At 58.5% G+C, this 19,596-nt stretch carries 23 protein-coding genes; 16 read left to right on the forward strand and 7 right to left on the reverse strand.

What is annotated here, in order from left to right; translation table 11 throughout:
• Positions 1-10 precede the first annotated feature (10 nt).
• From hflC to B9Z47_RS10765, 8 genes are all read left to right on the forward strand, one after another.
• Positions 11-910 carry a protease modulator HflC gene (gene hflC / locus B9Z47_RS10730; RefSeq protein WP_108331261.1) on the forward strand — a complete coding sequence of 300 codons (900 nt, stop codon included), beginning with the start codon at positions 11-13 and terminating at the stop codon, positions 908-910.
• Between the two features lie 3 nt (positions 911-913).
• A complete protein-coding gene (locus tag B9Z47_RS10735) occupies positions 914-1,099 on the forward strand; it encodes a DUF2065 domain-containing protein (RefSeq protein ID WP_108331262.1) in 186 nt (61 codons plus the stop codon).
• A 123-nt stretch (positions 1,100-1,222) separates the two neighbouring features.
• Positions 1,223-2,383 (forward strand): ATP phosphoribosyltransferase regulatory subunit, encoded by a 1,161-nt coding sequence (locus B9Z47_RS10740; RefSeq protein WP_108331263.1) that lies wholly within the window; start codon positions 1,223-1,225, stop codon positions 2,381-2,383.
• A gap of 17 nt (positions 2,384-2,400) precedes the next feature.
• Positions 2,401-3,729, forward strand: coding sequence for an adenylosuccinate synthase (locus tag B9Z47_RS10745; protein WP_108331264.1), 1,329 nt, complete (start codon positions 2,401-2,403; stop codon positions 3,727-3,729).
• Positions 3,730-3,778: 49 nt separating this feature from the next.
• Positions 3,779-4,303: a phosphoribosyltransferase gene (locus B9Z47_RS10750; RefSeq protein WP_108331265.1), complete on the forward strand. Its 525-nt coding sequence runs from the start codon at positions 3,779-3,781 to the stop codon at positions 4,301-4,303.
• 72 nt (positions 4,304-4,375) lie between these two features.
• Positions 4,376-5,638, forward strand: a complete 1,263-nt coding sequence (locus tag B9Z47_RS10755; protein ID WP_108331266.1) for a PLP-dependent transferase — start codon at positions 4,376-4,378, stop codon at positions 5,636-5,638.
• Positions 5,639-5,760: 122 nt separating this feature from the next.
• A complete protein-coding gene (locus B9Z47_RS10760; protein ID WP_369912114.1) occupies positions 5,761-6,636 on the forward strand; it encodes a DUF2189 domain-containing protein in 876 nt (291 codons plus the stop codon).
• Positions 6,637-6,646: 10 nt separating this feature from the next.
• The gene (locus B9Z47_RS10765) at positions 6,647-6,847 is read left to right on the forward strand and encodes a hypothetical protein (protein ID WP_108331267.1); all 201 of its coding nucleotides are present in this window, start codon (positions 6,647-6,649) and stop codon (positions 6,845-6,847) included.
• Positions 6,848-6,903: 56 nt separating this feature from the next.
• Here the strand turns inward: B9Z47_RS10765 and mnmH are convergent, their stop codons facing one another.
• Together mnmH and B9Z47_RS10775 are read right to left on the reverse strand one after the other, a co-directional pair.
• The gene (mnmH, locus tag B9Z47_RS10770; protein WP_108331268.1) at positions 6,904-7,977 is read right to left on the reverse strand and encodes a tRNA 2-selenouridine(34) synthase MnmH; all 1,074 of its coding nucleotides are present in this window, start codon (positions 7,975-7,977) and stop codon (positions 6,904-6,906) included.
• Entirely contained in the window at positions 7,974-8,624 is a 651-nt protein-coding gene (locus B9Z47_RS10775; protein ID WP_108331444.1) for an arylesterase, read from the reverse strand. Before B9Z47_RS10775 ends, mnmH begins: the two co-directional genes overlap by 4 nt.
• Between B9Z47_RS10775 and B9Z47_RS10780 the strand changes: the two genes are divergently transcribed.
• The 3 genes from B9Z47_RS10780 to B9Z47_RS10790 all read left to right on the forward strand — a co-directional run bounded on the left by B9Z47_RS10780 (position 8,623) and on the right by B9Z47_RS10790 (position 10,478).
• On the forward strand, positions 8,623-9,321 hold the full coding sequence (locus B9Z47_RS10780; RefSeq protein WP_108313301.1) for an ABC transporter ATP-binding protein: 699 nt from the start codon (positions 8,623-8,625) through the stop codon (positions 9,319-9,321). The two genes, B9Z47_RS10775 and B9Z47_RS10780, sit on opposite strands and share 2 nt — an antisense overlap.
• A 7-nt stretch (positions 9,322-9,328) precedes the next feature.
• Positions 9,329-10,063 carry a 23S rRNA (guanosine(2251)-2'-O)-methyltransferase RlmB gene (rlmB, locus tag B9Z47_RS10785; RefSeq protein ID WP_108286948.1) on the forward strand — a complete coding sequence of 245 codons (735 nt, stop codon included), beginning with the start codon at positions 9,329-9,331 and terminating at the stop codon, positions 10,061-10,063.
• Positions 10,064-10,127: 64 nt separating this feature from the next.
• The gene (locus B9Z47_RS10790; RefSeq protein ID WP_108331269.1) at positions 10,128-10,478 is read left to right on the forward strand and encodes a hypothetical protein; all 351 of its coding nucleotides are present in this window, start codon (positions 10,128-10,130) and stop codon (positions 10,476-10,478) included.
• Positions 10,479-10,490: 12 nt separating this feature from the next.
• Here B9Z47_RS10790 and B9Z47_RS10795 read toward each other — a convergent pair whose 3' ends face one another.
• The 5 genes from B9Z47_RS10795 to B9Z47_RS10815 form a co-directional block, all read right to left on the reverse strand.
• Positions 10,491-11,093 carry a chromate transporter gene (locus B9Z47_RS10795; RefSeq protein ID WP_108331270.1) on the reverse strand — a complete coding sequence of 201 codons (603 nt, stop codon included), beginning with the start codon at positions 11,091-11,093 and terminating at the stop codon, positions 10,491-10,493.
• The gene (locus tag B9Z47_RS10800) at positions 11,090-11,686 is read right to left on the reverse strand and encodes a chromate transporter (protein ID WP_108331271.1); all 597 of its coding nucleotides are present in this window, start codon (positions 11,684-11,686) and stop codon (positions 11,090-11,092) included. Before B9Z47_RS10800 ends, B9Z47_RS10795 begins: the two co-directional genes overlap by 4 nt.
• Before the next feature lie 46 nt (positions 11,687-11,732).
• Entirely contained in the window at positions 11,733-12,317 is a 585-nt protein-coding gene (locus tag B9Z47_RS10805; RefSeq protein ID WP_108331272.1) for a YigZ family protein, read from the reverse strand.
• Positions 12,318-12,323: 6 nt separating this feature from the next.
• Complete coding sequence (locus tag B9Z47_RS18565; protein ID WP_158271670.1) at positions 12,324-12,488, reverse strand: hypothetical protein; 165 nt, start codon at positions 12,486-12,488, stop codon at positions 12,324-12,326.
• A gap of 98 nt (positions 12,489-12,586) precedes the next feature.
• Positions 12,587-14,821 carry an NADP-dependent isocitrate dehydrogenase gene (locus tag B9Z47_RS10815; RefSeq protein WP_108331445.1) on the reverse strand — a complete coding sequence of 745 codons (2,235 nt, stop codon included), beginning with the start codon at positions 14,819-14,821 and terminating at the stop codon, positions 12,587-12,589.
• A 241-nt stretch (positions 14,822-15,062) separates the two neighbouring features.
• On the opposite strand from B9Z47_RS10815, the gene thrS reads away from it, so the two are divergent.
• The 5 genes from thrS to pheS all read left to right on the forward strand — a co-directional run bounded on the left by thrS (position 15,063) and on the right by pheS (position 19,556).
• Positions 15,063-16,982 carry a threonine--tRNA ligase gene (gene thrS / locus B9Z47_RS10820; RefSeq protein WP_108331274.1) on the forward strand — a complete coding sequence of 640 codons (1,920 nt, stop codon included), beginning with the start codon at positions 15,063-15,065 and terminating at the stop codon, positions 16,980-16,982.
• Positions 16,983-17,068: 86 nt separating this feature from the next.
• Positions 17,069-17,668, forward strand: coding sequence for a translation initiation factor IF-3 (gene infC / locus B9Z47_RS10825; RefSeq protein ID WP_108331275.1), 600 nt, complete (start codon positions 17,069-17,071; stop codon positions 17,666-17,668).
• Positions 17,669-17,802: 134 nt separating this feature from the next.
• A complete protein-coding gene (gene rpmI / locus B9Z47_RS10830; RefSeq protein WP_108331276.1) occupies positions 17,803-18,006 on the forward strand; it encodes a 50S ribosomal protein L35 in 204 nt (67 codons plus the stop codon).
• Positions 18,007-18,032: 26 nt separating this feature from the next.
• Positions 18,033-18,395, forward strand: a complete 363-nt coding sequence (rplT, locus tag B9Z47_RS10835) for a 50S ribosomal protein L20 (RefSeq protein ID WP_026036460.1) — start codon at positions 18,033-18,035, stop codon at positions 18,393-18,395.
• Between the two features lie 123 nt (positions 18,396-18,518).
• Entirely contained in the window at positions 18,519-19,556 is a 1,038-nt protein-coding gene (pheS, locus tag B9Z47_RS10840; protein ID WP_108331277.1) for a phenylalanine--tRNA ligase subunit alpha, read from the forward strand.
• Positions 19,557-19,596 lie beyond the last annotated feature (40 nt).

Here is a 19,596-nt window from a genome sequence, read left to right on the forward strand (position 1 = left end):
GACAAACAAAATGAATCGCATCGGATTGTGGGTTTCAAGTTTGCTGGTGGCGTTTGTGCTGCTCAGCTCCACACTGTTTGTCGTGGACCAGCGCCAGTTTGGCGTGGTCTATGCCTTGGGTCAAATCAAGGAAGTCATCACCGAGCCGGGGCTTCATTTCAAGTTGCCGCCGCCTTTGCAAAACGTCAACTACATCGACAAGCGCCTGCTGACGTTGGACAGCCCAGACAATGAGCCCATGCTCACGGCAGAAAAACAGCGGGTGGTGATCGACTGGTACGTGCGCTGGCGCATCACCGATCCGCAGGCCTACATTCGCAACGTGGGGTTGGATGAAAAAGCCGGCACCAACCAGCTCAATCGGGTGGTGCGCAACGCCTTCCAGGAGGAGATCAACAAGCGCACCGTCAAGGAGCTGCTGTCCCTCAAGCGTGAAGAGCTGATGAACGATGTCAAAAAAGCCGTTCTGGATGTGGTCAAGGGTGCCAAGCCTTGGGGGGTGGATGTGGTCGATGTGCGCATCACCCGCGCCGACTATGTGGACACCATCACCGAGTCGGTCTACCGACGCATGGAAGCCGAGCGCAAGCGGGTGGCCAACGAATTGCGTTCAACCGGTGGGGCCGAGGGCGAGAAAATCCGGGCCGATGCCGACCGTCAGCGGGAAGTGGCTGTGGCCAATGCCTACCGGGATGCGCAAAAAATCAAAGGCGAGGGCGATGCTCAGGCCGCGCGCTTGTATGCCGAATCCTTTGGTCGTGATCCTCAGTTCGCCCAGTTTTACCGAAGCCTGGAAGCCTACAAAGCCAGTTTTGCCAGCAAAAACGACGTGATGGTGCTTGATCCGGGCAGCTCCGAGTTTTTCAAAGGCATGCGCAGCGCAGGCACAGGTTCATCAGCCAGAAAGTAAGCCTTGCTTGACACCCTCCTGCTGGCGTTGGGACTGATGCTCATCTTGGAGGGTTTGATGCCCATGCTGTCGCCCGGCAGCTGGCGTCAATGGTTTGAGAAAATTCTCAAACTCGATGATGGACAGATCCGTTTCTTCGGCATGTTCATGGTTTTGCTTGGTTTGGTCTTGTTTTGGCTCGTGGCTTGAAGCCACGAGGTGCCACCCAAAAAGGCACTTTCAATGGCATGGGGCAGATTTGCCCTTCGCATTCCCGGAAATGGCCATGCCAACCCGGTAAAATCCCATTTTTAACAGTCTCCCCCATCCCTCATGTCTGCTTGGGTCCTCCCGGATCACGTTGCCGATGTCTTGCCCTCCGAGGCTCGTCACATCGAAGAACTCCGCCGCGAATTGCTGGACACCGCCCGTGGCTATGGCTACGAGCTGGTCATGCCGCCGCTGCTGGAGCATTTGGAGTCCTTGCTGACCGGCACGGGCGAAGCGCTTGATTTGCAAACCTTCAAGCTGGTGGACCAGCTGTCGGGACGCACCTTGGGCTTGCGCGCCGACACCACGCCTCAGGTGGCGCGCATCGACGCCCACCTGCTGGGCCGTACGTCGCTGACGCGCCTGTGCTATTGCGGCCCCGTCTTGCACACCCGTCCGGCACGGCCTCACGCCACGCGTGAACCCTTGCAGTTGGGTGCCGAAATTTACGGCCATGCCGGCCCCGAGGCTGACCTGGAAGTGTTGCAGTTGGCCCTGGATTGCCTGAGTGTTGCCCGTGTGAGCGATTTGCAGGTGGATCTGGCCGATGCCCGCATCCCGGCCAGTTTGTTGCAAGCCCAGGACACGTCCGAGGCGCAGCGCCACGAGATCCATGCGGCTTTGGCCATCAAGGACGCCAGTACGCTGAACCGCTTGACGTCTGACTTTGCACCTGTCGTGCGTGACGGTCTGCGCGCTCTGGTGGGGCTCTATGGCGATGTGCATGTGCTCGATGAAGCCGCTGCACGCTTGCCTGCGACGGCCGAAATCACGCAGTCGCTGGCGCAATTGCGCTGGCTGGCCGAGCAGGTGCCGGGTGCGGCCATCAGTTTCGACCTGGGTGATTCCCGCGGTTATGCCTACTACAGCGGCATGCGCTTTGCCATTTATGCCAAAGGGGCATCCGATGCCCTGGCCCGCGGCGGTCGTTACGACGGGGTGGGTGCAGTGTTCGGTCACCGCATCGACCGCGATCGTCCGGCGGTGGGTTTCAGCCTTGATTTGAAAGAAGTGGTCGCAGCCGTCAAGCCATTGGCTTTGCGCGCAGCGATCCGGGCCCCTTGGGGCAACTCGGCCACTTTGCGCACCGCCATTGCGGCGCTGCGTCGCCGGGGCGAAACCGTGGTCTGCGTCTTGCCCGGCCATGAAAGCGAAGTTGATGAATTCCACTGCGACCGCGAGCTGACTGAAGCGGCCGGGCAGTGGGTGGTACAGGCTCTTTGAGAAAGAAGATTTCAAGCATGAACAAGACGCAAGGCCGTAACGTGGTCGTCGTGGGCACCCAGTGGGGCGACGAGGGCAAAGGCAAACTGGTCGACTGGCTGACCGAAAGCGCCCAGGGCGTGGTCCGTTTTCAGGGCGGTCACAACGCCGGTCACACCCTCGTGATCAACGGTGTCAAAACCGCTTTGCACCTGATCCCCAGCGGCATCATGCGTGCAGGCGTCAAGTGCTACATCGGCAACGGTGTGGTGCTGTCGGTGCCCAAGCTGCTCGAAGAAATTGCCGGTCTTGAAAAAGCCGGTGTCGAAGTGCGCTCGCGTCTGCGCGTGAGCGAAGCTTGCCCACTCATCTTGCCTTACCACGTAGCATTGGATGTGGGCCGTGAAGCCGCCAAAGAAAAAGCCGGAACGGCCAAGATCGGCACCACCGGTCGCGGCATTGGCCCAGCTTACGAAGACAAAGTGGCCCGCCGCGCCATCCGCGTGCAAGACCTCAAATACCCCGAGCGTTTCGCCACCAAGCTGCGCGAGAACCTGGCCCTGCACAACCAGGTGCTGGTCAATTTTCTGGGCGCTGAGCCGGTTGACTTTGATGCCACCTACAACGAAGCCATGGCCTACGCCAAAGCGCTGTTGCCCATGGTGGCCGATGTCTCGCGTGAACTGAACGAGGCCAACAAGGCTGGTGCCAATTTGCTGTTTGAAGGCGCGCAAGGCACCTTGCTCGACGTGGACCACGGCACTTACCCCTTTGTGACATCGAGCAACTGCGTGGCGGGCAATGCCGCTGCAGGCTCCGGCGTGGGCCCGGGCATGCTGCATTACATCCTGGGCATCACCAAGGCTTATTGCACCCGTGTAGGCGGCGGCCCATTCCCCACCGAGCTGGACTGGGAAACCCCCGGCACACCGGGCTACCACATGTCCACCGTGGGCGCTGAAAAAGGCGTGACCACCGGCCGTTCACGCCGCTGCGGCTGGTTCGATGCGGCCTTGCTCAAGCGCAGCGCGCAGGTCAATGGCTTGTCGGGCCTGTGCATCACCAAACTCGATGTGCTCGACGGCCTGAAAGAGCTGATGCTGTGCACTGGCTACGAATTGGACGGTGAAATCATCGACATCCTGCCCATGGGCGCGGACGAGATTGCCCGTTGCAAGCCCATCTACGAAGTGATTCCCGGCTGGACCGAGACCACCGTGGGCGTGACCGACATGGACAAGCTGCCCGCCACAGCGCGGCGCTACCTGGAGCGCATCGCGCAAGTCACCGGCGTGCCGGTGCACGTGGTGTCCACCAGCCCTGACCGTGACCACACGATCTTGCTGCACAACCCCTTTGGCGCCTGATTCAGCGCCAACCCACTGACCTCAACCCTTTTTTGACCGGAGCCCCCCCATGTTGACCGAAGACGGCAAACACCTGTACGTGAGCTACGACGAGTACCATAACCTCATCGAAAAACTCGCCATCAAAATCCACCAGTCCGGCTGGCAGTTTGACACCATCCTGTGTCTGGCCCGTGGCGGCATGCGCCCCGGTGACATCCTGTCGCGCGTGTTCGACAAGCCACTGGCCATCATGTCCACCAGCTCTTACCGCGCCGATGCAGGCACGGTGCAGGGCCACCTGGACATCGCCCGTTTCATCACCACGCCCAAAGGCGAAATCGCTGGTCGCGTGTTGCTGGTCGACGATTTGGCCGACACCGGCCACACCCTGCGTGCGGTGGTGGACCAGCTCAAAAACAACTACGCGCCGATCACCGAACTGCGCACGGCCGTGATCTGGACCAAGGGCGTGTCCACCTTCAAGCCCGATTACTCGATCGAAGACCTGCCGACCAACCCCTGGATTCACCAGCCCTTCGAGCCGTATGACAGCATGCGCCCCGAAAAACTGATGGAAAAGTGGAGCGTCTGAGCGCCTTCGGACATACCCTGAATGACCTTCAAACAGCCTCCTTTGGGAGGCTGTTTGCATTAGGATGTGCAGATGCAAGACGAACCTCAAAGTGCTGCGCCCGTTCACCACATCACGGGCCTGATTCACCATCCTTATACCCCTCCCGCCGGTTTTAACGCGCCCCAGCAAGGTGTCTTCAAGGCCTCTACGGTCTACTTTCCAACGGTGGCCGACATGCGCCAGCGCGAATGGAAAGACAAGTCGGCCTATACCTACGGTCTGCACGGCACGCCCACTACGTACACCCTGGAAGAGCGTTTGTGCACACTCGAAGGCGGTCGCCAGTGCGTGCTGGTGCCCAGTGGCCTGGCGGCGTTGGCCACGGTGGCGTTGGCTATGTTGCAAACGGGTGATGAGTTGCTGATTCCGGACAACGCCTATGGCCCTAACAAGGCCCTGGCCGAAGGCGAGTTGCGGCATTTCGGCATCACGCACCAGTTTTATGACCCGATGAGTCCGCAAGACCTGGCCAGCAAGATCAGCCCCCGCACACGCCTGGTGTGGTTGGAGTCACCCGGCTCGGTCAGTATGGAGTTTCCCGATTTGCCAGAGATGGTGCGCATCTGTCAGGCCCAAAGCGTGCTGTGCGCCCTGGACAACACTTGGGGAGCGGGCTTGGCGTTCAAGCCCTTTGACTTGCTGGAGGACGCGCTTGGCGCTGGCGGGCAGGGCAGTCTTTCTGTGGACATCAGCGCCCATGCGCTCACCAAATACCCCAGCGGCGGTGGCGATGTGCTGATGGGCAGCATCATCACCCAAGACCCGGCGTTGCATCTGAAAATCAAACTGTGCCACATGCGTTTGGGCTTGGGCGTGGCGGCCAACGATGCCGAAGCCGTGTTGCGTTCTTTGCCCAGCATTGATTTGCGCTACAAAGCACACGACCAGACTGCCCGTGCGTTGGCCGCGTGGTGGCAGGCTCAGTCCCAATGCGCACAGTTGCTGCACCCGGCTTTTGAGGGATCACCCGGGCACGCACATTGGCAAGCGGTGTGTGATCGCACGCCCGGTACAGGCCTGGCGGCAGGCTTGTTCAGCGTCATGATCGATACGCGCTACAGCCAAGCGCAGGTGGATGCGTTTTGCGACAACTTGAGATTGTTCAAAATTGGCTACAGCTGGGGTGGCCCGGTGAGCCTGGTCGTGCCTTATGACCTGGGCTCCATGCGCCAGAGCTGGCCTGCGCATTTGAAGCGTGGCACCTTGGTGCGTTTTTCGACGGGTCTGGAGTCTGCGCACGATTTGATTCTTGACTTGCATCAATCTGCGCAAGCCCACTTGCCCTTGGCCTGAGCCACAAAGCCCTTTGTCGGGCTGGCCATACCTGCTATTTGTTCACCATCTTGGTAGTTTCCTGACTGTTCAAGCAAGAGCAGGCCGGGTAATCTGAACTCATCATAGATTTCCGGATTGCCATGACCGCTGACGCCAAGTCCGTTGCCCCAGTCGCTGCCGACAGCGCTGATTTGCCCACCATGGCCGCACCTTATGTGCCGCCACCGCCTAAAGGCCCGCAGTCTCACATGCGGCCACTGGGTTGGGTTGATCCTTTTCGTTGGCTGGCCCAAGGCTGGCAAGACCTGATCCGTCATCCGGGCATCGCGCTGTTTTATGGCCTGAGCTTCTGGTTCATGGCGCAAGTGTTGGCCCTGGTGTTCAAGCACAAGCCCGAATACACCTTGTCGTTGGTGTCGGGTTGTCTGCTGGTAGGACCATTTTTGGCCATGGGTCTGTACGAAGTCAGCCGCAAAAGAGCGCGGGGCGAAGTGCCCGACATGGCCACATCGCTGATGTGCTGGGACCAGCACATCCGCAGCATGGCCATGTTGATTCTGGTGCTCATGGTGCTGGAGTTGCTGTGGGGCAGGGCTTCGCTGGTGGTGTTTGCGGTGTTCTTCAACACCGGCATGCCTTCGACCACCGGTGTGATCGAAGCCGTGTTCAATCCGCAAAACATCGAATTTTTGCTGGTCTACCTCGGGGTTGGTGGCGTCTTTGCCGCGTTGGTCTATGGGCTGTCCGTGGTGTCCATTCCCATGATTTTGGACCGCGACACCGATGCGATATCGGCTGTGCTCACCAGCATGCGGGTGGTTTTTTCCCATCCCGGTGTGATGCTCTTGTGGGGCTTGTTGCTCAGCGTTCTGGTGCTGGCCGCCTTGTGGCCATGGGCCTTGGGCATCATTGTGGTGGGGCCTTGGTTGGGCCATGCCAGTTGGCACGCTTACCGTGGCAGCGTCGAGTGGGAAGAAACCGCGTCGGAAGCTGTTACATTGGGCAGCTCAAATTAAAGGAGCCATCTTGGCCACACCCAACTACGGATTCGAAAAGCGCCAGAAAGAATTGGCCAAGAAACGCAAAAAAGAAGACAAGCTCAAAGCCAAGTCTGACCGCAAATCAGGCCTCTTACCCGAAGACGGGTCCGACCCGGATGTTGCCGACGATGCCGACAGCGCCGTTGCCGCGCCCGATGCGGCTGACGCGCAAACGCCTCCCGTCTAACGCCTCCCGTCTAACGCCAACCGTCTGAACGCCTGCTGCGACCGCTCACCGAAAGCTCATAGGCCGCTTCCAGGCGAGCCCTCCACCAGTTCGCGGGCCAGTGCCAGCATGTCTGCCATGCTGTGGCTGGCAGGCGTGATCAAGGGGGCTTGGGCGTAATGCACAAAGTTATTCCCCGTCGAGGTTTCGTAGCCCGGATCGTAGTGGCCTGACAGCAATTCGGTCACCACCTCGCGCATTTCTCCCCGTTCGATTCTTTCTTGCCAGCCTTGCACCACGGCTTTGCCGCGCAAGGCCGTCAAGCGCTCCAACCGGTCGGCAAACAGGGCGCGGTCTTGCGTGAAAAACGCATAGTCTTCCAGCAGCAGATTCACCCGGTTGTCCAGCGACAGGTCCACCCGCAGGCAGGGGCTGGCTCGCATGGCCACCATCAGTTCGGCAGGCACGGTCAGGTTGCCCACTTTTTTGCTTTCGGCTTCCACAAACACCGGGCGGTCAGCGCTGAAACCGCGCAACGCATCCCACACTTGCGTGTCAAAGGCTTTTTGGGTGGGTTGCGGCGTGCCCGGAATCAAGCCCAGCACCGAGCTGCGGTGGCAGGCGATGGCCTCCAGGTCCAGTACCTGGGCGCCTTCTTGCGCCAAAGCCTGCAACAAGCGGGTTTTGCCCGAGCCGGTCGGGCCGCACAGCACCTGAAACTGCAGGCGCTGCGCCTGACGCGGCGTGTCTTCCATCACTTCTTTGCGAAACGCCTTGTAGCCACCTTCGATCAGGTGCACCTTGAAGCCGATTTGACCCAAGATCAGCGCCAGCGAGTTGCTGCGCTTGCCGCCACGCCAGCAATACACCAGCGGTTGCCAGTTGCGGGGCTTGTCCATCACCTGGGTTTCGATGTGGCGGGCGATGTTTTTGGCCACCAGCGCCGCGCCCACTTTTTGGGCTTCAAAAGGGTTGACTTGCTTGTACAGCGTGCCCACGCGGATGCGTTCTTCGTTGTTGAGCGAGGGCCAGTTGAGGGCCCCCGGCAGGTGGTCTTCGGCGTGTTCGCCTTCAGACCGTGCGTCCAGGATGGCGTCAAACTGGTTGAGTTTGGCCATGGCGTCAAAGGCCGAGATCAGGTGAACGCTCATTTCAGTTGTTTCTTCAAAGTGGGCCAGACATTGGCCAGCATGCGCGGTTGCGCGGCTTCATTGGGGTGGATGCGGTCGGCCTGGAACCATTTGAGGGGTTCCGGGTCATCGCCAATGCCTTTCAAAAAGAAAGGCACCAGCGCAGCTTTTTGGCTTTTGGCCACCTGCGCATAGGCCGCTTCAAACTGGCGGGCCATGTCGGGGCCGTAATTGGGGGGCATTTGCATGCCGAGCAGCGTGACTTGGGCACCTGCCGCCTGGGCTTGGCGTGTCATGGCTTGCAAGTTGTCTTGGGTCATGGCCATAGGCAGGCCGCGCAGGGCGTCGTTGCCGCCCAGCTCGATCACGACATGGCTCGGTTGGTGCTTTTGCAGCAGGGCGGGCAAGCGTGAGCGGCCACCCGAGGTGGTGTCGCCGCTGATGCTGGCGTTGATCACCTCCACGCCGGGCTTTTGTTGGGTCAGTTGCTTTTGCAGCAAGGCCACCCAACCCGTGCCCCGGGCCAAGCCGTATTCGGCGCTCAGGGAGTCACCCACCACCAAAATGCGCTGAGGCGTTACCGCATGCGCGGGTGCCACAAAGCCCCAGCCGGCAAGGGCCAGCAGGGTCCAGTTAAAGTGACGTCGTCTTAACAAAGGTTTGTGCATGCCTGAATCCATCATTGCCGTGCGTGGCGTCTCAAAAAGTGTGCAAGATGCCAGTGGGCAACTGGACATTTTGCGCGACATCGATTTCTCTTTGAACGCGGGCGAGACAGCCTCTATTGTCGGTGCTTCCGGCTCGGGCAAAAGCACCTTGCTGGCCATTTTGGCGGGCCTCGACACGCCCAGCGCCGGGCAAGTGGTTTTGGCCGGGCAATCGCTGTTTGATTTGTCGGAGGATGAACGTGCGGCGGTGCGTGCCCAGCACGTCGGTTTTGTGTTCCAGAGCTTTCAGCTCATGCCCAACCTCACCGCTTTGGAAAACGTCATGCTGCCGCTGGAGTTGGCCGACCGCCCAGACGCCCGCAGCACCGCCACGGCCATGCTGCAGCGCGTGGGCTTGGGCGAACGGCTCAAGCACCTGCCCAAAGTGCTGTCAGGTGGCGAGCAACAGCGCGTGGCCCTGGCCCGCGCTTTTGTGGTTCAACCTGACTTGCTCTTGGCCGACGAACCCACGGGCAGCCTGGACCACGCCACGGGCGAGGCCATCATGGATTTGATGTTCGCGCTCAACCGCGAGCAGGGCACAACCCTGGTGTTGGTTACGCACGACCGGCAGTTGGCTGCGCGTTGCGAGCGCAGCCTGGTGATTCAGGCGGGGCGGCTGTCTGAGGCGTCGGGCGCATCGGCAGACCAACGATAATCCCCGGATGTCATCCCATAAAGTGCTGTTCGGCTTTCATGCCGTGGGCGTTCGCCTCAAGATCGCCCCCCAATCCGTTGTTGAAATCCATTACGAGGTCACGCGCCGCGATGCCCGCATGCGGCAGTTCATCGACAAGGCCCGTGATTCGGGCATGCGCCTGATCGAATCCGATGGCGAGCGACTGGCCAAGCTGGCTGGTGGCCATGGTCACCAAGGCGTGGTGGCCATGGTCGCGCCCATTCCGCAGAACCATTCGCTGGACGACCTGCTGGACACCGTCGAAGGCCCGCCTTTGCTCTTGGTGCTGGATGGTGTGACCGATCCGCACAACCTGGGCGCTTGCCTGCGCGTGGCCGATGGCGCGGGCGCACATGCCGTCATCGCCCCCAAAGACCACGCGGCCGGCATCAATGCCACTGTGGCCAAAGTGGCCAGCGGCGCGGCCGAAACCATGCCTTATTTCATGGTCACCAACCTGGCGCGGACCTTGGGCGAGCTCAAGGAACGCAGCATCTGGATCGTGGGCACCAGTGACGACGCTCCCCGGACGATTTACCAAGCTGACCTGAAAGTGCCGACAGCCCTGGTGCTGGGTGCCGAAGGCGCGGGCATGCGCCAGCTGACCCGCAAAAACTGCGACGAGCTGGTCAGCATCCCCATGCGCGGGGCGGTAGAGAGTCTGAACGTGTCGGTGGCCAGTGGTGTGTGCCTGTACGAGGCACTGCGCCAGCGCAGTTGAAGTTGCCAGCGCTTCTCGCTGGCACACCGAACACGACCGATTCATTTCACGAAGGGAGTTTGCAATGTCAAAAAATACAACACGTCTAGGACTGATTACCACGATCTTGGCCACCGGTTTGCTGGTCGCTTGCACGCAAGAACAGCAAAACAAGATCAGCCGCGACATCCAGAACTGGACCGGTACCAATGGCGTGCTGGAGGTTTATGCCGGCGATAAAGTGGTTCGTCGTTTTCTGAAAGTGGACAAAATCAGCACCGCTTTGGGCACGGATGACAAGCAGCCTCGTGCTTACCGCTATGGTTATGGCGTTCTCGATGAAAACCTGAACATGCAGGTCGATCCATCAGAGAAAAAAGTGTATTTCGAGATCAGCGATTACTCTAATTCTGTATTTTTCGAGAACCCACGCTGAAAGCCGCTGGGCTCACACCCAGCCCAAAGCGCCCATTGCTGCGCCCGCGCCAATCAGCCACAACAAGTGGATGCGGGTGCGCCAAACCAGCCCCATGGCCACCAGTGTCAGAAGCCACAGCGGCCAGTCCCGTGCGGGTTGGCTGTGGCTTGCTGTCAGCAGCCAACCGGTGGACACCAGCAGCGCAATCACAACCGGTGCCATGCCCAGCTTGAAGGCTTTGATGGCTTGCTTATCACGATGGCGGTGCGCCCAACGTGTGGTGGTGTAAGTGAGTATGGAAGAGGGCAGCATGATGCCCAGCAAGCTCAACGCCATGCCCAGCGCTGCGAGGGCTGCGCTGATCCAGCCACCGCCTAAACCTGTTCCGGCATTCAGGCCCACGTTCCAGCCCATCAGGCCCACAAACAGCACATTGGGTCCGGGGGCCGATTGGGCCAGGGCAATCGAGGAGCTGAATTGCTGTTCTGTGAGCCAGTGATGTTCATCCACAAGAAATCGGTGCATGTCGGGCGCCGTGATGATCGCGCCCCCAACAGCCAACAAGGACAGAGATAAGAAGTGGTTGAACAATGCCAGCCAATCGCTGACGCTCAGTTGCAAGCTGAGGCTCATGATTGGACTTCTTTGCCCGCAGCCTGGCGTGACAACTGAAGATAGGCCCAAGCGCAGGAAAGGCTGCCGATGCCCAACAACACCCCAATCAGGGGCCAGCGCAAAAGGCTGACGCCCACGAATGTACACAGCATGACCGCTGTACACACCACCAGACCCATGGCGTTGAATTTCAAGGCCGACATCAGTTTGATGCCCGTGCCTGCAATCATCCCCGCCGCGACGGCACCCATGCCGCGCAAGGCCCCTTGTGCCCAAGCCAAATCCGACACCCCGTTAAAAGCCACTGCCAACAACAACAAAACGGCCGTGGGCGCTGTCAGCATGCCCGCCAATGCGGCCAATGCCCCGGCAACACCAAAATGACGTCCGCCAATCATCAAGCAGAAATTGATCACATTCGGACCAGGCAAAATTTGCGCGACCGCCCAGTCCTCGACAAACTGCGCCTGGGTCATCCATCGCTTGCGCTCCACCACTTCGCGTTGCACGACGGCCAAAACACCACCAAAGCCTTGCAAGGCCAAAAAGGTGAAAGAAACAAACAAATCGGTCTTGGACCGGGGGCGATTCAACGGCAGTTCTTCGGACATAGGTGCATTATCCCTGTGCATTGTCCCATCCACTCACACAGTGGTCTCACGCTCCCCACCCCAGTTGCCCGCGACCACTTTCATTCAGGCGCTCGACCAAGTCTGCCGCCCGATGGTCGGGCATGGCAAAGCGCAAAGTGACCAGGCTGCCATGTGTCACTTCATGCAACTCGGCTTGGACAAGCGTCAGTTCGCGGCGCACCAGACCCTCAAGGGCATAAGGCACGCTGCAAGTCAGCTGCACTTGTTGGATCAGCGGGATTTTCTCAGCCGTCAACAGAGCCTGTGCCACGGCGTCGGTATAGGCGCGCACCAGCCCACCCGCGCCGAGTTTGACGCCTCCAAAATAGCGTACAACCGAGGCCATCACGCCTTCCAGATGCTGATGACGCAGCACCTCCAGCATGGGTCGTCCTGCGGTGCCGCCAGGTTCACCGTCGTCATTGGCGGCCGATTGACCACCTGCCAGCAAGGCCCAGCAGACATGGGCGGCATCCGGGTGTTCGGCTTTGAGCTGGGCTACCCGCGCTTGTGCCTGCTCGCGACCCGTCACGGGCTCAATGCAGGCGATGAAGCGGCTTTTTTTGATGACCAACTCGTGATGAGCGGGGGCGGCGAGGGAGTGGGACATGGGCAATCAGGACGGGCGAGGCGCTTCGGTGCCTATGGTCGTTGCGCCAGTCGAGGTCGGTGCTGAGCAGACCGATGCGATTGACAAGTCGTTGGGGATGCCGTGTGGCATGTTGCCGAGCTTGACGGCGTCCTTCAACGTCTGAGAGACTTTGGCTGGAAAAAATGTCATGCCAAAAGTTTCTATTTGCTGCATTCTGAATGTTTGTACAGGTTTCAATGAAAAAAGCCATCCTTTCGGATGGCTTTGAAGGCTTTTCAACCAGCAGTTCAGGCTGCAGCGCTCAATACGGCATTGAGCGTTGCGCTGGGGCACATGATGGCTTTGATCTTTTCCTGTGAAGGATAGTAGTAACCGCCAATGTCCACCGGCTTGCCCTGTACAGCATTGAGTTCTTCCACGATCTTTTTCTCGTTATCCGTCAGTTGCTTGGCCAAAGAGGTGAATTGGGCGGCCAGTTCAGCATCCTCGGTTTGTGCAACCATTTCCTGTGCCCAGTACATGGCCAAATAGAACTGGCTGCCGCGGTTGTCCAACTGTCCGGTTTTGGGAGAGGGGTTTTTGTTGTTGTCGAGCAATTTGCCCGTTGCGGCATCCAGCGCCTTGGCCAAAACGACCGCCTTTTTGTTACCGGTCTTCAGGCCCAGGTCTTCCAGTGAGACGGCCAGTGCCAGGAATTCACCCAGTGAATCCCAGCGCAAATGGTTCTCTTCGACCAATTGCTGAACGTGTTTGGGCGCCGAGCCACCTGCGCCTGTTTCGTACATGCCGCCACCGGCCATCAAAGGTACGACCGACAGCATCTTGGCCGAGGTGCCCAATTCCATGATCGGGAACAGGTCGGTCAGGTAATCGCGCAGGATGTTGCCCGTCGCGCTGATGGTGTCCAGACCGCGCACCACGCGCTCCAGGGTGTAACGCATCGCACGCACCTGGCTCATGATTTGGATGTCAAGACCTGAGGTGTTGTGTTCGTGCAGGTACATCTTGACCTTGGTGATCAATTGCGCTTCATGAGGGCGATATTGGTCGAGCCAGAACACCACGGGCATGCCGGAGTTGCGGGCACGCGTGACGGCCAGCTTGACCCAGTCCCGGATCGCTGCGTCTTTGACCTGGCACATGCGCCAGATGTCGCCGGCTTCCACGTTTTGTGACAGCAAAACTTCACCGGTGTTCAGATCGGTGATGTTGGCCACACCGTCTTCGGTGATCTCGAAGGTCTTGTCGTGTGAGCCGTATTCTTCGGCCTGCTGGGCCATCAAGCCCACATTCGGCACCGTGCCCATGGTCTTGGGATCGAACGCGCCATGCCATTTGCAGAAGTTGATCATCTCTTGGTAAATGCGGGCAAAAGTCGATTCGGGCATCACGGCCTTGACGTCCTTCAGGCGGCCGTTGGCGTCCCACATCTTGCCGCCGTTGCGGATCATGGCGGGCATGGAGGCGTCCACGATCACATCATTGGGCGAGTGGAAGTTGGTGATGCCCTTGGCCGAATCGACCATGGCCAACTCGGGGCGGTGCTCGTGGCAGGCGTGCAGGTCGCGCTTGATCTCGTCTTGCTTGGACTGGGGCAGGGTGGCGATCTTGTTGTACAGATCGGCCATGCCGTTGTTCACGTTCACGCCCAGATCTTCAAACAGTTTGGCGTGTTTTTCGAAGGCGTCCTTGTAGAAGATCTTCACGCAGTGACCAAACACGATGGGGTGCGAGACCTTCATCATGGTGGCTTTGACGTGCAGCGAGAACATCACGCCGGTCTTGCGGGCGTCTTCAATCTCTTTTTCGTAAAATTCGACCAGGGCCTTCTTGCTCATGAACATGCTGTCAATGACTTCACGGTCGAGCAAAGAGACTTTTTGCTTGAGCACGATGGACTTGCCGCTTTGGGTGATCAATTCCATCTTCACGTCGCGGGCGCGGTCCAAGGTCATGGACTTTTCGCCATGGTAGAAGTCGCCGGCGTGCATGTGCGACACATGCGAGCGCGAGGCCTGGCTCCACTCGGCCATGCTGTGCGGATTTTTACGGGCGAACTCCTTCACGGCACGTGGTGCGCGGCGGTCCGAGTTGCCTTCGCGCAGAACGGGGTTCACGGCAGAGCCCGTGCACTTGGAGTAACGGGCCTTGAGGGCCTTCTCTTCGTCAGTTTTGGCGTTCTCTGGGTAGTCGGGCAGGGCGTAGCCCTTGGACTGCAATTCCTTGATGGTGGCCACCAACTGGCCGACCGAGGCACTGATGTTGGGGAGCTTGATGATGTTGGTGTCTGGCAACAGCGTCAGTCGGCCGAGCTCAGAGAGGTTGTCCGGTACTTTTTGTTCAGGCGTCAAAAACTCAGGGAACTCACCGAGGACACGGGCTGCGACCGAAATGTCGCTGGTTTCAACGTCAATGCCAGCAGGTTGAGTGAAGGTTCGGATGACGGGCAAAAAGGCCGCCGTCGCCAACAAAGGGGCTTCATCCGTCAAGGTGTAAATGATTTTGGAGCGTGCTGCAGGCATGGTCATCGTGGTATAGGTTTTTACGAGATGAAAAAGAAGACCACTATCTTAAACCAAGCATCCCGACATGTGGCTGACGAAAGGCTTGATGTGCGCTTGCAGGCATGAAAAGTTGCAGCGGTATGCGGTGCGCGCTGGCCATGGTCCGGTGAGCCCATGATTTGTGGGAAAATCAAGTTTGTTTTTGTTTCTTACATTCAATCAGCGCGGTCCAGGGACCGCGCTTTTGCATTCCAATCAAATGGTTCAAATTACGCTTCCCGACGGTTCATTGCGCGATTTTTCTGGCCCGGTCACTGTCGCTGAGGTGGCCGCCTCCATTGGTACAGGCCTGGCCAAAGCAGCCCTGGGTGGCAAAGTCAATGGCGAATTGGTGGATACCAGCCATTGCATGAGTTCTGATGCCAAATTGGCCATCATCACCGCCAAAGACCCCGAGGGCCTGGAGTTGATCCGTCACTCGACAGCGCACTTGCTCGCTTATGCGGTCAAGGGCCTGTTTCCTGATGCGCAGGTGACCATCGGTCCTGTGATTGAGAACGGCTTCTATTACGACTTTTCCTACACCCGGCCTTTCACACCGGAAGATTTGGTGACGATTGAAAGGCGCATGGCCGAATTGGCAGCCAAGGACGAGCCCGTGGTGCGACGTGTCTTGCCTCGTGATGAAGCCGTGGCCTATTTCAAGGGCTTGGGAGAGCACTACAAGGCTGAAATCATCGGCAGCATTCCTGCGGGTGAGCAGGTCAGCCTGTACAGGGAAGGCGATTTCGAGGATCTTTGCCGCGGGCCGCATGTGCCCAGCACCGGCAAACTCAAGCATTTCAAGTTGATGAAGGTGGCAGGTGCTTACTGGCGTGGCGACAGCAAAAACGAGATGTTGCAGCGTGTGTACGGTACGGCTTGGGCCAGCAAGGAAGACTTGCAGCAATACCTCATCCGCTTGGAAGAAGCGGAAAAACGCGACCACCGCAAGCTTGGCCGTGAACTCGATTTGTTCCATATTGACGAGCACGCGCCGGGCCTTGTGTTCTGGCATCCCAAGGGCTGGACGGTTTGGCAGACGGTGGAGCAATACATGCGCCAGGTCTACCGTGACAGTGGTTATCAAGAGGTCAAGGGGCCGCAGATCCTGGACAAATCCCTGTGGGAAAAGACCGGTCACTGGGACAAATATCGCGACAACATGTTCACCACCGAGTCGGAAAAGCGTGATTACGCGCTCAAACCGATGAACTGCCCGGGCCACATCCTGATTTTCAAGCAGGGCATCAAGAGCTATCGCGATTTACCCCTGCGCTATGGAGAGTTCGGACAATGCCACCGCAACGAGCCTTCGGGTGGCCTGCACGGCATCATGCGCGTGCGCGGCTTCACGCAAGACGACGGGCACATTTTCTGCACCGAAAACCAGATCCTGCCTGAATGCGATACTTTTACCAAGGTATTGAAAAAGGTCTACGCTGATTTCGGTTTCACCGATATCCTCTACAAAGTCTCTACCCGACCCGCTGCGCGCATTGGCTCTGATGAGTTGTGGGACAAAGCAGAAAAAGCTTTGATGGACAGCTTGCGCCACTCCGGGTGTGACTTTGTGATATCTGAGGGCGACGGCGCTTTCTACGGCCCCAAAATTGAATACACACTGAAAGACGCCATCGGCCGTGAGTGGCAGTGCGGCACCATCCAGGTTGACTTCAACCTGTCTGAGCGCCTGGATGCCGAATACACCGCCGAAGACGGCAGTCGCCAGCGTCCCGTGATCCTGCACCGCGCCATTGTGGGCAGTCTGGAGCGTTTCATTGGCATATTGGTTGAGCAGCACGCTGGTGCTTTGCCCACTTGGCTGGCCCCTGTGCAGGTGTCTGTGCTCAATATCACCGATGCACAAGCCGATTACTGTCGCGAAATTGCTGCAAAATTGCAAAAATCGGCGTCAAATCAAGGCCTTAGAGTCGATTTGGACCTGCGTAACGAGAAAATCACGTATAAAATACGTGAGCATTCGTTGCAAAAGCTGCCTTACATCCTTGTCGCAGGCGACAAGGAAAAGGCAGCGGGTACCGTCGCAGTGCGCGCCCGAGGCAACAAAGACCTCGGTGTGATGTCGATCGATGCGTTCATTGAACGCATTGCAGCCGACATCGCTTCTAAAGCCTGAAGGTGAGTTTCGCCACAAGCTTTGGCCCGTGGGCACAAAGATGGATGGGCTGCATGTCGCAGTTTTGTTCCGTAAAGGATTGAGTCATCGCTACCGAATTTCGTGATCGTCGCCACCGCGAAGAACGCAAACACCGTTTGAACCGTGAAATCATGGCCCCTGAGGTGCGTGTTTCCGGCCCTGAAAACGAGCCATTGGGCATTTTGTCCTTGGCCGAAGCCCTGCGCATGGCAGGTGAGATGGATGTGGATCTGGTAGAAATTGCCGCTACCGCCAACCCGCCTGTTTGTCGTTTGATGGACTACGGCAAGTTCAAATACCAAGAGCAAAAGCGTGCGGCGGAAGCCAAAGCCAAGCAAACGGTCATTGACATCAAAGAAGTCAAGTTCCGTCCGGGCACCGATGACGGTGACTACAACATCAAGATGCGCAACATCCGCCGGTTTTTGGCAGATGGCGACAAATGCAAAATCACCTTGCGTTTCCGTGGCCGTGAGATCACGCACCAAGAATTGGGTTTGGCTTTGCTCAACCGCATCCGTGATGAATTGGCGGATTCGATCATCGTCGAGCAATTTCCCAAGCTTGAAGGTCGGCAAATGATCATGATGATTGCGCCAGGGCGTAAAAAACCTGCCGCTGGTGGCAAAGCAGCAGATGCTGCTGCGTCAACCGATGCGGCCTAAGAGAGTTTGATTCGCTTTCGGGCGGGTCGAATCAAAAGCCGCCTTCGGGTGGTTTTTGTTAAAAGTGGCTCGGGGCCATCAAGGCTGCAAAGTTTTTGCAGACGCCTCACGAGCACAAATAAAGGAGCATTGATATGCCCAAGATGAAGACCAAAAGCAGCGCCAAGAAGCGCTTCCGTGTTCGTCCAGGTGGTACCGTTAAACGCGGTCAAGCCTTCAAACGTCACATTCTGACCAAGAAGACGACCAAGAACAAACGCCACCTCCGCGGTGCAGTGTCTGTTCACGAGACCAATATGGGTCACATGGCACAAATGTTGCCCATGGCTGGCCTGTAATTCACTGACGAACAAGGAGAAAAAATATGCCTCGCGTTAAACGTGGTGTAACGGCACGCGCCCGTCACAAGAAAGTTCTGGCCCTTGCAAAAGGTTTCCGCGGTCGCCGCGGCAATGTCTTCCGCATCGCCAAACAGGCGGTGATGAAGGCTGGCCAATACGCCTACCGTGACCGTCGCACCAAAAAGCGTGTGTTCCGTCAGTTGTGGATTGCCCGTATCAACGCCGCTGCGCGTGAATGCGGTCTGACCTACAGCCAGTTCGCCAACGGCCTGAAAAAGGCTGCCATTGAAATCGACCGTAAGATGCTGGCGGACATCGCTGTGCACGACAAGGCCGCTTTTGCTGGCATCGTGAACCAAGTCAAAGCCAAACTGGCCGCAGCTTGAGTCCATGAGTGACACGGGCCCTCGGGTCTGTGCCACGCACTCGATCAAAGGGATTGAGGCTCGCAACAGCTTCAGTCCCTTTTTTATTCCCCCATTCAACGATCTTCCACCGATCCCCACACCATGAACGAGCTGGACACCCTGGTCGAATCCGCACGCCAGAGTTTTGCGCAGGCACTGACACCTGCCGACCTCGAAAACGCCAAGGCCCTGTTTCTGGGCAAAGCCGGTCGCATCACTGAGCTGATGAAGGGCATGGCCAGTTTGAGCGTGGAAGACAAGAAAACCCGTGGTGCGGCCATCAACATCGCCAAGCAGGCGATTGAGGCGGCCCTCAATGACCGCCGTCAGGCGCTCGCCGATGCCGAGTTGGAAACCCAGCTCAAAGCCGAAGCGCTGGATGTGACTCTGCCAGGGCGTCAAGCGGGGCAGGGTGGTTTGCACCCGGTCTCCATCACGCTGGAGCGTGTCGAACAAATTTTTGGCTCCATGGGTTTTGAAGTGGCTCAGGGCCCTGAGATCGAGACCGACTGGTTCAACTTCACCGCACTCAACACCCCCGAAGACCATCCGGCCCGGTCCATGCACGACACCTTCTATGTTGAAGGTGGTCATCTGCTGCGCACGCACACCAGTCCCATGCAGATCCGCCATGCGGTGCAGCACGTCAAGCGCTACAAGAACCTGCTTGATGCGGGTCAAGCGATGCCCGAGATCCGCGTCATCGCGCCGGGCCGCACCTACCGCGTGGACAGCGACGCCACCCATTCGCCCATGTTCCACCAGTGTGAAGGCCTGTGGATCGGCGAGAACGTGAGCTTCAAGGACCTCAAGGTCGTGGTCACCGATTTCTGCCGCACCTATTTTGAAAGCGACGATCTGGTGCTGCGTTTCCGTCCCAGTTTCTTCCCGTTCACCGAGCCCAGCGCCGAGATCGACATCCAGTTCCAGAGCGGCCCGCTGGCCGGTCGCTGGCTTGAAGTGGGTGGTTCCGGCCAGGTGCACCCCAACGTGGTGCGCAACATGGGCCTGGACCCCGAACGCTTCATCGGTTTTGCCTTCGGCATGGGCATGGACCGCTTCACCATGCTGCGCTACGGCGTGAACGACCTGCGTCTGTTCTTTGACGGCGATGTGCGTTTCCTGAGCCAGTTCCAGTAAACCCCATTTCCGCCATTCCTGAATGCTGCTGCCCGGTGCG

The organism is Limnohabitans sp. 2KL-1 (assembly GCF_003063435.1).
In the GTDB taxonomy this organism is placed as follows: Bacteria; Pseudomonadota; Gammaproteobacteria; order Burkholderiales; family Burkholderiaceae_C; genus Limnohabitans_A.

Bases quoted from the DNA above. Each gene is read 5' to 3' on its own strand.
- rplT (WP_026036460.1), top strand. From the start codon at position 18,033: ATGCCTCGCGTTAAACGTGGTGTAACGGCACGCGCCCGTCACAAGAAA.
- B9Z47_RS10750 (WP_108331265.1), top strand. From the start codon at position 3,779: ATGTTGACCGAAGACGGCAAACACCTGTACGTGAGCTACGACGAGTAC.
- rlmB (WP_108286948.1), top strand. From the start codon at position 9,329: ATGTCATCCCATAAAGTGCTGTTCGGCTTTCATGCCGTGGGCGTTCGC.
- B9Z47_RS10780 (WP_108313301.1), top strand. From the start codon at position 8,623: ATGCCTGAATCCATCATTGCCGTGCGTGGCGTCTCAAAAAGTGTGCAA.
- B9Z47_RS10755 (WP_108331266.1), top strand. From the start codon at position 4,376: ATGCAAGACGAACCTCAAAGTGCTGCGCCCGTTCACCACATCACGGGC.
- B9Z47_RS10745 (WP_108331264.1), top strand. From the start codon at position 2,401: ATGAACAAGACGCAAGGCCGTAACGTGGTCGTCGTGGGCACCCAGTGG.
- thrS (WP_108331274.1), top strand. From the start codon at position 15,063: ATGGTTCAAATTACGCTTCCCGACGGTTCATTGCGCGATTTTTCTGGC.
- rpmI (WP_108331276.1), top strand. From the start codon at position 17,803: ATGCCCAAGATGAAGACCAAAAGCAGCGCCAAGAAGCGCTTCCGTGTT.
- B9Z47_RS10815 (WP_108331445.1), bottom strand. From the start codon at position 14,821: ATGCCTGCAGCACGCTCCAAAATCATTTACACCTTGACGGATGAAGCC.
- B9Z47_RS10760 (WP_369912114.1), top strand. From the start codon at position 5,761: ATGACCGCTGACGCCAAGTCCGTTGCCCCAGTCGCTGCCGACAGCGCT.
- pheS (WP_108331277.1), top strand. From the start codon at position 18,519: ATGAACGAGCTGGACACCCTGGTCGAATCCGCACGCCAGAGTTTTGCG.
- hflC (WP_108331261.1), top strand. From the start codon at position 11: ATGAATCGCATCGGATTGTGGGTTTCAAGTTTGCTGGTGGCGTTTGTG.
- B9Z47_RS10800 (WP_108331271.1), bottom strand. From the start codon at position 11,686: ATGTCCGAAGAACTGCCGTTGAATCGCCCCCGGTCCAAGACCGATTTG.
- B9Z47_RS10740 (WP_108331263.1), top strand. From the start codon at position 1,223: ATGTCTGCTTGGGTCCTCCCGGATCACGTTGCCGATGTCTTGCCCTCC.
- B9Z47_RS10795 (WP_108331270.1), bottom strand. From the start codon at position 11,093: ATGAGCCTCAGCTTGCAACTGAGCGTCAGCGATTGGCTGGCATTGTTC.
- B9Z47_RS10790 (WP_108331269.1), top strand. From the start codon at position 10,128: ATGTCAAAAAATACAACACGTCTAGGACTGATTACCACGATCTTGGCC.
- B9Z47_RS10805 (WP_108331272.1), bottom strand. From the start codon at position 12,317: ATGTCCCACTCCCTCGCCGCCCCCGCTCATCACGAGTTGGTCATCAAA.
- B9Z47_RS18565 (WP_158271670.1), bottom strand. From the start codon at position 12,488: ATGACATTTTTTCCAGCCAAAGTCTCTCAGACGTTGAAGGACGCCGTC.
- B9Z47_RS10775 (WP_108331444.1), bottom strand. From the start codon at position 8,624: ATGCACAAACCTTTGTTAAGACGACGTCACTTTAACTGGACCCTGCTG.
- mnmH (WP_108331268.1), bottom strand. From the start codon at position 7,977: ATGAGCGTTCACCTGATCTCGGCCTTTGACGCCATGGCCAAACTCAAC.